This is a genomic window from Mucilaginibacter sp. CAU 1740 (genome assembly GCF_039839285.1).
Classification (GTDB): Bacteria; Bacteroidota; Bacteroidia; order Sphingobacteriales; family Sphingobacteriaceae; genus Mucilaginibacter.
The window spans coordinates 147,318-163,039 of sequence record NZ_JBDOQS010000012.1 but is presented as its reverse complement, the minus strand read 5'-3'; the positions used below and the strand labels follow the sequence as shown (position 1 = coordinate 163,039).

Here is a 15,722-nt window from a genome sequence, read left to right as displayed (position 1 = left end):
GTTCCATAGATAGTAGTCGCACAAAAATGCGCTGTTAAGTTAACAATTAACTTAATAATTAATGTGCTTTTTTGTGAAGACTCTGCTTAAAACATGAATATCAATCCTAAACTCTTTAGGCAAACTACCGTGCTTGTTTTTAGCTGTAAGTATTGCTTAAGTTTGCATTGTGTTAAACCTGAAAATACCCCTTTTTCATTTTCGCTTACCCGAAAACGTAGCTGATGCCCTGCGTAATACTATTATAGTACTATTGCCTATTGTTTTGCTATATAACAGCTATCGCCAGGCGGGTATTGGCATAGGCGTCGGGGCCTTGCTCATTAGCCTTACTGATCTGCCGGGGAACAGGCGGCAAAAAGCGCTTACGGCCTTGCAAAGCCTTGTGATATTCTTCGTTGTATCGTTGGTGTTTTCGGTCGGGTTATCAACTCCTTTAACAACGGGTATCGCAATAGTGATACTCACTTTTGTACTTTCGATGACTGCGGCCATGGGCGGCAGATCGGGAGTTGCCGGTACAATGGGGATTGTGCTGATGGTGTTCACTTTGGGGTTACGTCCTAAAGATCCCTTGTTGTTCAGCGCTTTCATTGTTACCGGTGGGCTTTGGTTTTATGTGGTGAGTATATTGCAGGTCTTGATATGGCCCTACCGTTCACTGCACCAGGCCCTGCGCGAAGCTTTAGCAGCCACTGCCGATTTCCTGAAAGCTAAAGCCGCATGCTATGATCCTGCCATACCGCTTGATGAAGCTTACCGTCAAACCATCGCCCTGCACCTGCGCGTATCCGAAAAGCAGGAACTGATAAGACAATTACTGCTGAGCGATCGCCGGAACGCCAAAAAACTATTGGGTACGGCTATCAGGGTGATCGGCTTATACGAGCAAGTTACCGCAATGCATTATGATTACGCTGTAGTACGCGGACGATTGGCGCATACCGAAGCGTTAAGTTTGTCGGCAAAACTTATCAACTTATTATCTGCAGAAGTAGGAGTTTTAAGCCGCATTGTTCCTTTGTCTGCCACTTTAAATTTAGGGGGAAACGATGATCAATTTATCGAACTCAATGATCAGTTAACTGCGATTGCCGATAATTTAGTAAAAGAAGACGCGACTGTTATAAAAGGCATATTGGTTAATACCGCCGCTATCCGGCGTTTATCAGCTCAAATTGCTATCAATGAGGAATTGCGCGATGAGGTGCTGCCAGATCCGGGTGTGTTTTTACCGGATGGGGGAAGTTATTTTTCAAGGTTTATTGCGCATCTCAATTTCCGCTCGCCGGTGTTGCGCTTTTCGCTTCGCCTTACTTTGTTGTTTGCGATAGGGTATGGGGCTACTTTGCTTTTCGCGCCGAATCAGTATAGTTATTGGCTATTGCTCACCATTGTAATAGTGGCAAGGCCCAAGCTGGCGCTAACCTGGCAGCGTAATCTCGAACGGCTATCCGGGACTTTCGCCGGGGTATTAATTGCAAGCTTGTTGCTTTTTGTAATAAAACCCGCTGTTGTTTTGCTGGTGATCGCGGCTTTAGGTCTGTTATGCTTTTTTGCCTGGAACCGCTATGCCTATGCATGGAGTGTAACCGGTATCACTATTTGCGTGGTGATCTGTTTGAGTTTATATCATGGTCATCCAACAGCCATTGTTTCCGCACGGTTATGGTATTCGTTGGCTGGTTGTGGATTAACTTTTATCGGGATCTTTATTTTCCCTGTTTGGACAAATAAAGAATTGGACGACCTGGCACATTTGGCAGTAGAGGGGAACCGTCTGTTCCTGGAGGCGGTAGTTAATGGCAAGCCTACTCCCGAGATCTGGTTAGCCCGGAAGGAGGCGCATTTGCGTTTAGCGCGATTGTCGGAAGGCCTCCGTCATGCGCGGGTTGAGCCACGTAAGGTTGATCTGCAAAAGTTTGAGTGGATCCAGATATTAAATTATCGCATTAACGCCGTGATCATTTCTTTGTTTTTGGCACCCCGCCTCATCGCTACCGAAACAGCGCAAAGGGCTTTGGCCAGTTTGAAATTTTATGATCAGGCTGATAAACCTGTTGAGTTTGCAGCAAATAACGCGGGCCTGTTAAAAGGTGCAGATCTGTTAGAGGCTTTAGTTAACGAACTGATGCAACTGCGTTAGTTGTTTTGGGTAGAGACAAATTTAATTAAAAATAGGAGAGCGGCATTAGCCGCCCTCCTGATAATAGGGGTTAATTAAAGAGGCAGGTCATTATAACTGGCGAAATTCATCTCTGCAAATCCGTCATCGTTAAATTGAAATACCTGTACACCAAAACTTTTGTAATCCACTCCGGCGGCATCATGCCATTCGGTAGTAAACCTTACAGCCATGCGGCCTTTAAGCGCGCCCCATAGGTCCAGCTTTAGTTTAAAGCCTAATTGTTGCTGCCATAATTGTGTTAGGAAGTTTTTTAGCTCTTCGCGTCCGGTTAAAAATTCTGTTCCGTAACGTACCTCGGCATTTTCGGTGTAAAACTCAGCTACTTTGTCTGGGTTCAATGTATTCCAGGCCTGTTCTAATAATTGAAGTTTTTGGGCCGCGCTATCCATATCCCATGGTGGCAGCGGCAGGTGTTTTTCTGCTTTCATTTGTTTGTTTTTAGATGTTGTTTGATCAAAGGTTGAAGTATAAGGTCATGGTTACCTTGCAGTGCTTGCTGCCTGGTATGTTCTGAATGCCGGGTCGTTCGGTACTTCCAGCGAAAAGTTTTTCATAAGTGCTATCTCAACCAAAATGGCCTGTGGTGAATAGGATAATACATGTCCGCCTTTTTCGGTATCATTGGATATAAAGTGAAAGTGATATCCGGTCCCGCTTAGCCCGCTCATGTATGCAGGCATGCGGTAGCCAATCATTGTTCCTTTTATTGTAGTATAGTTGAACAATTGTTGTGCTGCCTGTATTTCAGCAACTGGCGGAAACGGTTCATGATCTGCTTTATGAAAAGCCCGTGTTTGAATTTTGCTGAACACACCGCTAATCCTGATGGCATAAATACCATTTATGTTTTTTAGTTGAGCGCTGATGATCTGCTCCACCTGTTGCTGTGAAATCTGCCCGTTGATGTGAAATGCGGTATCCGCTTTAAAAAAGCAGACCATACCAAAGGGAACTTTAAGTGCATCCGGGGCAAGCTTTGTTTCGCCGTTTGCTTTAGTTTGATAGATATTTCCTTTGTATTCTATCAGTTCACCATCTACTAAAGATGGAGCTGCGATCCCAAAATCGCCACGTGTTTTTAGCTGGCCTACGGATAATCCTTCCCTAAACAATCCGCCTAAAAATATGGGGGCAATACCATATTGATTTAATGTGTTTGCCTTTGTTTTAGATTGGCCATAGGCTACGTTTAAAGTTTGGATAAGCAGGCAGCAATAGATGAGCACTTTTTTCATTGAACTGAAATTATTTGATTGATTTATTAGCGGCATCTTCAATAACCGCGGCTACCTCGGCGGCGTGCGAGATGTAAACGCAGTGACTTGCGCCTTTTATCTCGGTTATTTTAGCGCCCGAACGTTTGTAAGCTGCACGCTCGATAACAGGGTTGATGCTCTGATCGGCAGTTGGTACAATGCCCCAGCTTGGTTTGGTTTTCCAGGCAGCCTGGGTTAGGGGAGTGGCCAATGCTTTTACCGCGACCGGGATTTGTGAAGCATACATAAATGCAACCTGATCGGCAGGAACATCGGCTGCGAAACCTGCACGGAATTTGGCTTTATCGCCATAAATAAAACCGGCAGAATCGGGTGGTAAAAGGCAATTTACTTTCGATGCCGGGGCAGATGAAAATTGTTTAAAAGCCGATTCGCCTGCATCCGGCTGAAATGCCGCTACGTAAACCAAACCCGCAACTTTAGGCGAGACACCGGCTTCGGTAATTACAGCACCCGCCCATGAATGGCCTACCAAAATTGCGGGGCCGCTGATCTTATCGAGCATCTTGTTTACGGCAGCAACATCATCTTCCAACGAGGTTAGTGGATTTTGAACTACAGAAACATGGTATCCTTTGGCTGTAAGGATTTGATAAACGCTTTTCCACGTAGAAGCATCTACCAATGCACCGTGTACCAACACAATGTTTTTAACCCGAGATTGTGCAAGGGCGGTGGGGGAATTAATGACGAAGCTTACCAGTACAGTAAAAAACAGTAACAGTGTATAGAATTGCTTTTTGAAAAATTGTGATTTCATTTTTGTTGTTTGTTATTTATTTGATTATTAGTTGTTTGTGTTTTTTTTTATTGCGATTTTTTTGACAAAAGGATTCCCCATCAAGCTTCTGTAGAAGCCTGTCAATAAGTTGATTAATTAAAAATTAGATCTCCAGGTTCAGTTCTTGTCCTAAAGCTGTTTGGAAACTGTTGCGGTAGTAACTTGGCGATATTTCCAGATGGCGCAAAAATACCCGGCGCATGGATACCATGCTGCCCAACCCGCACAAGCCTGCAATTTGTTCAATGCTGAGATCGCTGTTCTCGAGGTATTTTCGGGCGGCTTCCACCCGTAGCTTTTCGATGAACTTTGCGGGGGTAAGGCCAGTATCGTTTAAAAATACGCGTGCAAAATTTCGCGGACTCATGTTTGCCTGTTCGGCCATTTGTTCAACTTTTATCTCCTGGGCTATGTGTTCCATTAGCCATGGTCTCAGGTTTTTTACAAGCGCGCTTTTTAGCTCGTAAGCAGGCAAAAAATCGCTGAATTGTGCCTGGTTGCCGGGGCGTTTAAGCTCGAGCACCAGCTTGCGGGCAACTTTCAGGGCAACGTCCCGGCCGTGATCTTCTTCTATCAGAGCTAATGAAAGATTAATACCCGATGATACCCCGCCCGATGTGTACACCTTACCGTCTTTAACAAAAAATGGATTGGTATCTACCTTTATTTCTGGGTAGCTGCGCTTTAAAACGGGGCAAAACTCGTAATGGGTAGTCGCGGTTTTATGATCAAGTAAACCGGCTTTTGCCAGTACAAATGCCCCTGTGCATATGGCCACCATCCGCCGCACATAAGGATATACTGCCGTAAGCCAGGTATAAAAATCAGGATTGATCTGTTCCATATCGGCCACAGCGGATGAACCCGCGATGATCAATGTGTCAATTTGTAAAGGGATCTCCGCAAAAGACATTGAACAAGCTACAGCCATCCCCGAGTTTGATACCACGCGCAGATCTTTAGATGTAGAAGCCATTATCACTTCATAAGCTCCCGACTCGAAACCCGGGCTTCCGGTCAGGATCTTGGATGTGTAGGTGAAAACATCACAGGGTCCTGCCGCATGCATCAGCTGCACATCCGGTGGTACCACTATTACAATGACTTTTTTCCGCGTTCCTGTTAATTGCTCTGACATATTGATCTGATTGAACAAGACAAAGTTAAGCCAACATCCGGCTATCAGCAATGACATAAAATATACAGATCCTGCCAGGTGGTTAGGGCATTCAAATTAAAAGAATGTCATGCTGAATTTATTTTAGCCCCCCAATCGCTAAGCAACCATGCTAAGCAATTCAGCTACCTTGCATGTGGGGCGCCGAAATTAAATTCGGCATGACGGCGGAGGGCTTTTGGAAGTGTGCATCAAGAAAACATCCCCAAAAAAGAAAGCCGCCGATAATTAATACCGACGGCGTTTCAATTAATTAGGGGCTATTATCTTTGGGTTACCCGTACCCAGTCGACCAGCATTTTAGCCTGGCCGTTTTTTACCATTTGTACTGTTGATTCGGGCATACCGTAAGGCTTTTTAATACCGTTTATCTTTACCGGATATCCTCCGCCTAAGGCAAAATTGAGGATGAGGTACTGCTGGTTATCAAACACCCATTTACCGTAATGCTGCGCCATAGTTTTGGTTACGCGGAACATCAGTTTACCATCGTACTTAAACAATAGTTCATCCGGTGTCCAATCTACCGCGTAAGTGTGCCAGTGGGTTACATCATTATTGGCATCCCAATACTGACGGTTTACAAAGGGCGTTTCACCGCTGTAGCCGCTGCCGTGTACGGCGGCGCTTACCCAATCCTTTTCGCCGATGTATTCCATAATGTCAGTTTCGCCGGTGTGGGGCCATTCGCCGGTGCCTAACAACCACCAGGCAGGCCATAGACCAGCGCCATCGGGTAATTTAATGCGGGCTTCGGCAGTACCGTAGGTAAACTGGAATTTGTTTTGGGTGGTCATCCTGCTCGATATAAAATCAAAAGGTTGTCCATCTTTGGTAATAAAGCCCGGTGCTGATTGAGGACGGATAACCAAAGCACCTCCATCTGCACCTTCGGCATCTGCTCCATGTACAATAAATGCGGTTGAAGGGGTATCAACATAAGCCTGCAATTCATCATTAAAATGATTGTTTTTGCCGGTTATCTCAAAATTCCATTTACTGCGGTCTATCTTATCTGAGTTGAAATCATCAAAAAACACCACCTTACCCGTTGAAGTAGCAATGGTAGATTTTTTTTGTGCCGAACAAGCGGATACCGAAGCGGCAGCGAATACGAACGCTACAATCCGGTTATATCTGTATTTATTTAGTTCCATAAATTATAATAGGGGTTAAATGGCCGGGCCTTGCAGCCCGGCCGTTTTATTAATTTGTTTTATAGAACCTAACGTAATCAACTTCCATAGTAGCGCTGCTAAACGCAGGATCAACCGCGCCGCCAAGGTTACCACCCATAGCCACGTTCAATATCAGGAAGAAGTTTTGGTTAAACGGCAGCGTGCCATCGTTAGCCACGGTATGGAACACATTGCCATCTACAGATATTTTAATAGTAGTAGGCGACCAATCCAAACCATACACATGAAACTCTGTAGTGGCATTTGCAACGGTTGTGGCCCCTCCATTACCGTTACCACCCGAATGGCCCGGATAATGCAGCGTACCGAGGACATGGTTAAGGTTGTTACCCACATGCTCCATAATATCCATCTCGCCGCAGGCCGGCCATGGCGAAGTAGCATAATTACTGCCCAGCATCCAGATGGCAGGCCAGGTACCGCCGCCCGCAGGTAATTTAGCTTTGATCTCTAAGCGACCATATTTAAATACCTGCTTGTTTTCGGTAACTATACGTGCCGAAGTGTAAGCGCTACCCATATAATCTTCTTTTTTGGCGGTGATCTTCAAAGTACCACCAGATACAACCACGTTGGTAGCTCTGTCTGTATAGTACTCCAGTTCGTTATTGCCCCAGCCACCTGCGCCAAGGTTATAACCCCAAACAGATGCATTAGGAGCGCCATCGGTATTAAACTCTTCCGACCAGGTAGGCGTGTTTCCGCCGGTACTGGTGAACGAAATGTTGAATGATACCGTTTTTGACGCGGTGCTACCTGTGCTGCTTTTGGCGGTTACTTTGGCGGTATAGCTTCCTTCGGCAAGGTATTTATATGTAATGGAGCCATTGGATGAGTTTTGGAAACTACCGTTGCCCAAATCAAACTCGTAGCTTACTGCGTTGGTTGCCGTGGCGGTAAAAGCCACGCTGCCGCTACCATCGGTAGCTACTCTAGCTTTCAGGTCAAGCCCTTTAGGTGGTGTTCCTACCGAACCCAGCCCCTCGTTTTTTTTGCCGCATGCGGCAAAAAAAACTGAGGCTAACATAATGAATAATGATATGCGTAAATTTTTCATGTTGTTACGGTTTAACTTTTAATTTTTGATACCAGGCCAGGCCGTCGATACCGATGTTGCGTAAAAATATTTGCGTTGAGGTAAGCGACAGGATCTCATAAGTATTGCCACCTGTACCAAAATTGATCAAACCGTTACCCGGAACCAGGAACTGATAACCGGTTGAGTTGGTAGCGTCAGAACCTGACGTCGAGTTCATGAAACTTAAATTGCGTATGCCTGATACATCGATATCATAGCAATTATCCCCTCCTGATTTACCGTAAAATGCTGTCGCGCCAGCAATAAAAAACGATTGCCCTTTATTGTTGATACTCATGCTCACGGTGTTGTTTGCATTTTTGATGAAGGTGATCTCATCATCATACAAGCACTCTGCACGCTCGTTAGGTGCGGCGGCATAGTATGATGGTGTAAACCCATCTACCGGGCCAACACCAACGTGACCTGGATTAGTCCTGTCGGTAACCCATACTTTTGATGAGCCACCGGTTAGGTTGCTTAATATATCCGCAGGGATAACAAAGGCTAAGAATACGCTTACTTTTTTGCTGATGGTTGAGGTACTGCCACCTGTACCAACCGCGTTAACCGTGATTGTATAATCATTAGTGCCCGGTGTATTATATTTCACGGTGGTGGTGCCTGCACCCATTACCTGCGTACGCCCGTCGCCAAGGTCAACCCTGTAGGTGATGGTGTTATTTGATGCCAGGGTGATCTTCACCTTGCCGCTGCCCATACCTGCCGGGTTGGCGGCATCGGCGCTATCTACCACCACGGTCAGTTTCAGATCCGACGGACTGGTGAGTTGCCCGAACGAATATTCGGGCTTTTTACAGCTGCTGTAACTAATAACAGCCGCTATGATAATTATCGCTATTGCTTTTATGTTGATTTTCATGATCTGTTATTAATTAAGTGTAATATCATCTACCAGGAAAGTATAATTGGCAGAGCCATCGCCTTTAGTACCGTTATCAAATATCAAAATCACTTTTTGATAGGTTTTCGCGGTATTGATGGCGCTGTAATCAAAGGTCAATTCTTCCCATGTATTGGCTGTGGTAGTGGCTACTTCTTGTTGATAGTTGGTATTGCCATCGGTAAGGTTCTCTACCTTCAACAATACTTTAGCGCCAACCCGTGGTGAGTACACTTTCACTTTGAAAGTTTTCTTGGTCGAAAAATCGATCGGGTTATCCAGTGTAAGGAAGCTGCCGCCATAAGTTTCGCCATTGTATTTAACCATTTGTGCAACCTTGGCGCTGGTATTGATACCAGTGGCGTGCGGATTGTTGATCACAGAAAGTACACCGCCCGCAAAATCGGTAAAGGCGTAAGTTACTGTTGATGATTCGAAAGTAAGCGGTAAGCCAAGTATTGTCGAACCCGGATCAGGAGCTACAAACATTACATCATCCCAATAAAACTTTTTACCGTTGCCTGCAGTTCCAAAATCAAAAAAGATAGAGGCTTTATCGTAATTGGTTGATAAATCAAGCGCCGGTGTTCCTGCCGCGTTTTTGGTAAAATCGAAAGTCAGGGTTTCCCATGCATTAGCTTTGGTGGTTAACACATCGGTTTCTACTGATTTTGAACCATTGGTATGATCTTCCAGTTTTAGTTTAATATCGATACCTGCCGCAGGCGAGTAAACCCTTACGCTCATTTTAGTTGAGGTAGCCGTAAGCGGTACTTTAGCCGAAAAGCCTGTTGTGCCTAAAGTTGTACCAGCCCAGGTTTCGGCACCATTTGCTTTGGTGGTTATTTTAACTTTATTGGCCGCGTTGGTTGGATCAACACCGTTAACGGTTTGGTTATTGCCAAAATCGGTTACGGTATAATCAACATCAGCAGCATCAAAAGTTACAGGCAGGTTGATCTGTTTCAACGTTGGAGGAGCAACCAGCATCTGGAAATCATCAGAATAAAATACCTTACCGCTACCCGCTGTGCCAAAATCAAAGAAGATAGAAGCTTTGTCGTAATTAAACGTTGCATCAAACGCCGGTGTACCTGCGGCTTGTTTAGTAAAGTCGAATACCAGGGTTTCCCATGCATTGGCTTTGGTGGTCAGCACATCGGTTTCAACCGCGTGATTGCCATTGGCATGATCTTCTACCTTCAGTTTAATGTCCAAACCTGCAGCAGGCGAGTAAACTCTCACGCTCATTTTAGCATAGGCGGCAGTAAGCGGAATTTTTGTTGCAAAGCCGGATGCCGTACCTAAAGTAGTACCGGCCCAAACTTCGGCACCGGCAGGTTTAAGGGTTTTCATTACCTTATTGGCAGCATTGGCCGGATCGGCAGCTAATGATGATTGGTTATTGCCGAAATCGCTCAGCGTATAATCATAATTAGGATCATCAAAAGTAACCGGCAGGTCTAATTGTTTGCCTACTTTAACATCCTGCGTAAACACGGTTGTTGCCGCGCCACCGCTTAGGGCTGTTACTTTTACCTTGAAAGTACCTGCGCCTGCGTAAGCATGCTTAACAGTCTGTCCTTCCAGAAAAGACACTGAAGGAATCGGGTTGGTAGCAGTCGAATCGCCATAAGCCACTTTAAATAAAGTTTCATAATCGGCAGTAGCGGCAACGCTAAGGTTTAAGCCATCGGTAGATAAAGTAACCTTTAAATTTTCAGGTGCCCTGAATGCTACAGTTAATGGCTGGGTTAGGGTAGTGGTTTTGCCGCTTAGGTTATGGCCAACAATTTTAACAGTGTAGTTACCCTCGGCATATTTATGCTGCGCGCTTTTGCCTGCCGTAACTTTTACATAGCTATCGCCGCCATCGCCCAGGTAAACATCGTATGATGATGCGCCTTCGCCGTTAGGTGTGATGGTTACCAAACCGGTATTATCGTGCGTAATATCAAACAGCACTGATAATTTCCTCGGTTCGGGGGCATTTTTGGCGAACGAGGTATCGGTAAATTCCTCCTTTTTACAGCCCGCCGCTATGGCCAGCATCAGGGAAATACCTAAAATATATTTCATTGATTTCATGATCTTTTTCGTTAAAGGTTAATGATTAGTATCCCGGATTTTGTGTTATCCCTGAAATATCCACTTCTTGTTGTGGTATTGGGAATACTTCATTTTTACCGGTTTTAAACCCTGTGATCTTGGCGGCAGCCTGTCCGGTGCGCACCAGGTCGAAAAAGCGGTCGCCTTCCATACCTAACTCCAACCTTCTTTCATCCCAAATGGCTTGTTTTAAAGTTGCACCAGTCGAGGTGATGTTGTGAGTAGCATCGCCAAAAGCGCGGGCACGCACCTGGTTCAGGAAGCCTTGTGATTTGGTATCATTTGGTGTACCTGAGCGGTTTTCAGCTTCGGCAGCCATCAATAACACTTCGGCATAACGTAAAGTCCTGAAATTGTTGAGGTAGTTTAACTCTACCTGGCCCGATGTTTCGCCTTTACGTGGCAGGTATTTGCCGTTATATAAACCTGTGTTTTTATAAGGCGCTACCTGGTAAGATACGTTTAACGATGGATTAGCATTTTTATAAGCCTCGATATCAAAAGCGGTGATGGCTTTACGTTTATCACCAGCCGCGTAAGCATTGGCCAGATCCTGCGTAGGCAAATTGGTGCTCCAGCCTGCAGCATAAGGCATATCAGCAGAGCCATTCAATCCACGGATACCGCATTGCTGTACCGAGTAGTTACCCTGGCCACGGGTTACACCGCCCCAATTATAATATGGCGAGTTGTTGCTGTACTGAATTTCGAAAACAGATTCCGGACCGTTTTCGCCAGCCGCTAAAAATATTGAAGCAAAATCGGCTACTAAAGTGAAACCGCCATTGCTTATTACGCTTTCCAATACAGTTTTGGCATCATCAAACTTATTCTCGTACAAATAAACCTTTCCCAACATAGCCTGCGCCGCGTATTTGGTAACACGGCCTTTTTGCGCTTGTGTAGCCGGTAAAACGGCGATAGCATTGTTCAGATCGGCCTCAATTTGTTTGTACACATCAGCTTTAGGGCTGCGTTTTAACGTTTTTGAATCTTTAACCTCTAAACGCCTGTCGGTAAACAAAGGCACATCGCCAAACATCCTTACTAATGAGAAATAGTAGTAAGCGCGTAAAAATGTGATCTCGCCATAAAGCGCGTCTTTTCCGGCAAAACTGATTTGCTGACCGCCGGGGTTTTTGTCTTTATATTGAGTAAGGTAATTGGTACGATTAATACCTTCGTAGGATACCTGCCACAGATCGGCAAGCGTTGAGTTTACAGGGGTAAGCGTGTAATCATCCATTTGTTGTAACGAAAGTACATCTGATGCTGCCTCGCCACCTGCTACCGAGTTATCCGATGCGATATCGCCGATAGGCACCATTTGGTTTAACCACTGTAACGGAGTGTACGCACTCACCGCCATGGTGCGGTAATCGGTTTCGGTTTTCAGGTAATCCTGGTCGGTAACTTTGAAATCCTCGTGCGGGTTATAGTCCACAAACTTTTTACATGAGCCGGCCATGGCCATCAACAGAACCATGCCTGCAAAACGTATATATATCTTCTTCATTCTTTTTTCTGTTTTAGGTTTATAGCTTAATGTCGATACCAAAGGCGTACATACGGGCTTGTGGGTAAGCGCCACGGTCGATACCTGTATCCATTACGTCGCCGGCAATTTCCGGATCGAAGCCTGTGTATTTGGTAAAGGTGAAGGCGTTTTTAACCTGGCCGTAAATACGGATGCTTTTAAACACATTACGTGCAAACGATTTTGGCAGTGTATAACCCAACTGGATGTTTTTGATTTTTACGAATGTGCCATCCTCCACATACCTGTCAGATACGCGGATGTTACTGTTAGGGTCATTAAACGAATACCTTGGGTTCCGGGCATCATTTGTTGTTCCCGGACCAGTCCAACGAGCTAATACGTTGCGGAATTTGTTGGTGTAGTTCTGGTTACGCTCATAAGCCCTGTACACATCGTTACCAACCGAAGCGTAAGTAAATGCGCTAAAATCAAAGGCTTTGTACGATACGCTCAGGTTCCAGCCTAAAGTGAATTTAGGGAATGGGTTTCCGATCTGTGTTTGATCGGCAGCGGTGATCTTGCCATCGTGGTTGATATCTACATAACGGATATCACCCGGCTGCGCGCCATCCTGAGTAGGGGCGGATGCAATTTCGGCTGTGTTTTGGAAGATGCCCGCGGTTTTATATCCATAGAAATATCCCGGCGTATGGCCTTTTTCAAAAACAGTAACCGTTTGCGACTGACCGTTAAAGTAGCTACCACCTGTAATACGTGCGGTACCATCGGTATTGGTTGCCGTAACTATGTTTTTGCTGGTGGTGAAGGTAAAGTTATTGCTGAGTTTAAGATCTTTATTAATGGTTTCGTTGTAGCCCAAAGTAATATCAACACCATTGGTTTTTGTTGAACCGATGTTAGCAGTAGGAGGAGGGATAGTACCCAGGTACAATGATACCGAAGGGGTAAACAATAAACCGCTTACACGTTTTTCAAAATAATCGGCAGATAAAGAGATCTTGCCTTTAAACAAAGTAAGGTCAAAGCCGGCGTTGCTTTGCAATTGTTTTTCCCAGGCCAAAGAGTTATTGGCCGCCGAACCTACGGTTGAACCCGGATAGAAGATATTGCTGAAGTTATAACCGTTACTGTTGGCAGTAGGGCCATAATCAGGACCGCCGGTTACGATAGATACATAAACAGGGTTCACGTTTTCGTTACCGGTTGAACCGTAGCTACCGCGAATCTTTAAGTAATCGATAAAAGGAACTTTGAAGAAATCCTCACTGGTCACTACCCAACCCAATGAACCGGCGTAGAAGTTGGCGAATTTGTTATCCTTACCAAAAGCAGATGAACCATCACGACGGGCCGAAAACGATGCCAGGTATTTACCTTTGTAATCGTAATTAGCGCGACCGAAATATGATAGGTTGCGTTTGAAATACTGATAGTAAGAACCGGTAACCGCGTTCAGGTTATCGGCAGTGTTAGTACCGGTAGCGGCGCTGAAATCAGCAAACTCCCACGAGTTAAATGGTACATCCTGCCTGCTTGCGTTCATGCCGTTGCCGCTGGTTTTAGCCATCGAAAAACCGGCTACCGTTTCAAAGTGATGATCTTTAGCTACATTGAAGTTGTAGTTGGCAAACGATTCCCAGGTGTAGTTAAAATTGCTGTTTTTAGTTTGCGATACGCTGCTGTGCGAGCCTGTAACCGTGGTGCCATCGGCATTCATGGTGTTGTTCACATTTAGTGGTCCGTAAAAAATCAGCGGGGTAAAGTTTTTGGAGTTGTCATCATATTTAGTGTAACCAAAGCGGCTATTCAGTTTAAGGCCTTTAATTACATCGTATTGTCCTTCAAACTTACCGTACAGTTTGTTGCCGGTGCTGCTGTTGTAAGTATTATCCAGCTTGGTAAGCGGGTTAAATACTTCGGATAAGATGAGGTTACTGTAACCATATTTACCAACCGAATTAGGATCATTATTAGCAACCGGAACAGTAGGATCAAAGTTTAACGCGCTGCCCAGGATACTGTTAAACGAGTTTTCCTGTACCGAACGGCCATTAAGGATAACATCTGTAGCATTTACCAATAATTTCAATTTCGAGGTAAGATCAAAGCTTAAGTTAGCTGTAAAATTGCCCCTGTTAAACCTCGATTTATCGTAACCGCCAACAATACCACCCTGGCTCTGGTAACCGGCCGAAATAAAATATTGCATTTTATCGCTACCGCCGCTGGCCGAAAGGTTGTGCGTTTGCATTGGCGCGGTATGGAAAACCTGGTCTTGCCAATCGGTACCCACGCCTAAAGCAGATAGGTCAGGAAAAATAACCGGACCGCCTGAGGTTACGCTGCCTTCGTTAACAATAGCGCCATATTCGGTAGCGTTTAACACGCCTACTTTATGTAATACGCTTTGTACACCGTAGTTGGAGTTGATATTGATCTGTGTTTTTTGATTTTTACCGCCCGTTTTGGTGGTAACCACAATAACGCCGTTACCGCCCTTTAAACCGTAAATAGCTGTTGAAGCGGCGTCTTTCAACACGTTGATCGATGCGATATCAGATGGGTTGATAGAGTTGAAATCTGTTAAGGTTTGTACCGAACCATCAATGATCACGGTTGGATCGTTACCCGAAAACGATGGGATACCACGCACCTGCACCGTAGGCTTTGAACCCGGCGAACCGCTTTGTATCACCGTAACACCCGATGCCTGGCCTTGCAGGGCTTCTTCGGCACGTAGCGGTGTAAGCTTTTTAATATCGCTGGCTTTTACTACCGAAATAGCGCCCGATACATTGGTTACTTTTTGTGTGCCGTAACCAACTACCACAACCTCGTTAAGGGCATTGGCAGCGGCATCATCAAGCGCGAAGTTAAACTCACCAGCCTGGGTTACCTGGCGCTCAACGGGCGTCATCCCGATGAATGATACTACCAAGGTTGCGCCCCCCTGCGGTATTTGTAACGTGTATTTTCCGTTAATATCGGTAACGGTACCATTGGTGGTGCCTTTAACAGCAACTGTTGCTCCCGGAACCGGATCGCCGGTCTTCTTTTCCGTAACCTTACCGGTTATGCGGAGCGTTTGGGAATAAGCCCTGCCTGCTAAACAGAACAGCAATGCAAGGCATATACAAAAACGTAATTTTAATTGCATAGAGTTTAAATTTTAGGTTATAACTTATAATTGGTTTAATGCCTTTGGGCTGATCGTTACATCCCTTAGGCGGTGCATATAGCACTAAGCGTGTTGGTGGTTCTCATTTTTTAGGGTGGAAAGCTTGGCAATACCTCATGCACAATCACTACAAAGCAATTGCATGGCTGCGCAAAGACAACGCGAGGTTTGCATAAGTTTAAATAACTCATTTACAGGTTTATACTTTTGGTTAAATAATAATGCCGGGGCATTAGGTTTATGATGTCAAATGTATATGCAGATTAACCGGGAGTGAAATTTTGGACTACATCACTACCACACACATTGAAAATTTTGTTGTAATGATTG

The 15,722-nt window shown here is 45.1% G+C and carries 11 protein-coding genes; 1 reads left to right on the top strand and 10 read right to left on the bottom strand.

What is annotated here, in order from left to right:
* The first annotated feature begins 169 nt into the window (after window positions 1-169).
* Window positions 170-2,146, top strand: a complete 1,977-nt coding sequence (locus AAFN85_RS23710; protein ID WP_347530209.1) for an FUSC family membrane protein — start codon at window positions 170-172, stop codon at window positions 2,144-2,146.
* 74 nt (window positions 2,147-2,220) lie between these two features.
* Here AAFN85_RS23710 and AAFN85_RS23705 read toward each other — a convergent pair whose 3' ends face one another.
* The 10 genes from AAFN85_RS23705 to AAFN85_RS23660 all read right to left on the bottom strand — a co-directional run bounded on the left by AAFN85_RS23705 (window position 2,221) and on the right by AAFN85_RS23660 (window position 15,371).
* Window positions 2,221-2,616, bottom strand: coding sequence for a DUF1348 family protein (locus AAFN85_RS23705; RefSeq protein WP_347530208.1), 396 nt, complete (start codon window positions 2,614-2,616; stop codon window positions 2,221-2,223).
* Between the two features lie 51 nt (window positions 2,617-2,667).
* Complete coding sequence (locus tag AAFN85_RS23700) at window positions 2,668-3,423, bottom strand: acetolactate decarboxylase (protein WP_347530206.1); 756 nt, start codon at window positions 3,421-3,423, stop codon at window positions 2,668-2,670.
* A gap of 10 nt (window positions 3,424-3,433) precedes the next feature.
* Complete coding sequence (locus AAFN85_RS23695) at window positions 3,434-4,225, bottom strand: alpha/beta hydrolase (protein WP_347530205.1); 792 nt, start codon at window positions 4,223-4,225, stop codon at window positions 3,434-3,436.
* Between the two features lie 124 nt (window positions 4,226-4,349).
* Window positions 4,350-5,384 (bottom strand): GlxA family transcriptional regulator, encoded by a 1,035-nt coding sequence (locus AAFN85_RS23690; protein WP_347530204.1) that lies wholly within the window; start codon window positions 5,382-5,384, stop codon window positions 4,350-4,352.
* 302 nt (window positions 5,385-5,686) lie between these two features.
* Complete coding sequence (locus AAFN85_RS23685; protein ID WP_347530203.1) at window positions 5,687-6,580, bottom strand: glycoside hydrolase family 16 protein; 894 nt, start codon at window positions 6,578-6,580, stop codon at window positions 5,687-5,689.
* A 49-nt stretch (window positions 6,581-6,629) separates the two neighbouring features.
* A complete protein-coding gene (locus AAFN85_RS23680; RefSeq protein WP_347530202.1) occupies window positions 6,630-7,679 on the bottom strand; it encodes a family 16 glycosylhydrolase in 1,050 nt (349 codons plus the stop codon).
* A 4-nt stretch (window positions 7,680-7,683) separates the two neighbouring features.
* Window positions 7,684-8,583 (bottom strand): PKD domain-containing protein, encoded by a 900-nt coding sequence (locus AAFN85_RS23675; protein ID WP_347530201.1) that lies wholly within the window; start codon window positions 8,581-8,583, stop codon window positions 7,684-7,686.
* 9 nt (window positions 8,584-8,592) lie between these two features.
* Window positions 8,593-10,692, bottom strand: a complete 2,100-nt coding sequence (locus tag AAFN85_RS23670) for a hypothetical protein (RefSeq protein ID WP_347530200.1) — start codon at window positions 10,690-10,692, stop codon at window positions 8,593-8,595.
* Window positions 10,693-10,717: 25 nt separating this feature from the next.
* A complete protein-coding gene (locus AAFN85_RS23665) occupies window positions 10,718-12,229 on the bottom strand; it encodes a RagB/SusD family nutrient uptake outer membrane protein (protein ID WP_347530199.1) in 1,512 nt (503 codons plus the stop codon).
* A 19-nt stretch (window positions 12,230-12,248) separates the two neighbouring features.
* Window positions 12,249-15,371, bottom strand: coding sequence for a TonB-dependent receptor (locus tag AAFN85_RS23660; RefSeq protein ID WP_347530198.1), 3,123 nt, complete (start codon window positions 15,369-15,371; stop codon window positions 12,249-12,251).
* Window positions 15,372-15,722: the final 351 nt, after the last annotated feature.

Excerpts from the sequence above, each read along its gene's own strand:
- AAFN85_RS23665 (WP_347530199.1), bottom strand. The coding sequence starts at position 12,229 with ATGAAGAAGATATATATACGTTTTGCAGGCATGGTTCTGTTGATGGCC.
- AAFN85_RS23705 (WP_347530208.1), bottom strand. The coding sequence starts at position 2,616 with ATGAAAGCAGAAAAACACCTGCCGCTGCCACCATGGGATATGGATAGC.
- AAFN85_RS23675 (WP_347530201.1), bottom strand. The coding sequence starts at position 8,583 with ATGAAAATCAACATAAAAGCAATAGCGATAATTATCATAGCGGCTGTT.
- AAFN85_RS23690 (WP_347530204.1), bottom strand. The coding sequence starts at position 5,384 with ATGTCAGAGCAATTAACAGGAACGCGGAAAAAAGTCATTGTAATAGTG.
- AAFN85_RS23695 (WP_347530205.1), bottom strand. The coding sequence starts at position 4,225 with ATGAAATCACAATTTTTCAAAAAGCAATTCTATACACTGTTACTGTTT.
- AAFN85_RS23700 (WP_347530206.1), bottom strand. The coding sequence starts at position 3,423 with ATGAAAAAAGTGCTCATCTATTGCTGCCTGCTTATCCAAACTTTAAAC.
- AAFN85_RS23670 (WP_347530200.1), bottom strand. The coding sequence starts at position 10,692 with ATGAAATCAATGAAATATATTTTAGGTATTTCCCTGATGCTGGCCATA.
- AAFN85_RS23680 (WP_347530202.1), bottom strand. The coding sequence starts at position 7,679 with ATGAAAAATTTACGCATATCATTATTCATTATGTTAGCCTCAGTTTTT.
- AAFN85_RS23660 (WP_347530198.1), bottom strand. The coding sequence starts at position 15,371 with ATGCAATTAAAATTACGTTTTTGTATATGCCTTGCATTGCTGTTCTGT.
- AAFN85_RS23685 (WP_347530203.1), bottom strand. The coding sequence starts at position 6,580 with ATGGAACTAAATAAATACAGATATAACCGGATTGTAGCGTTCGTATTC.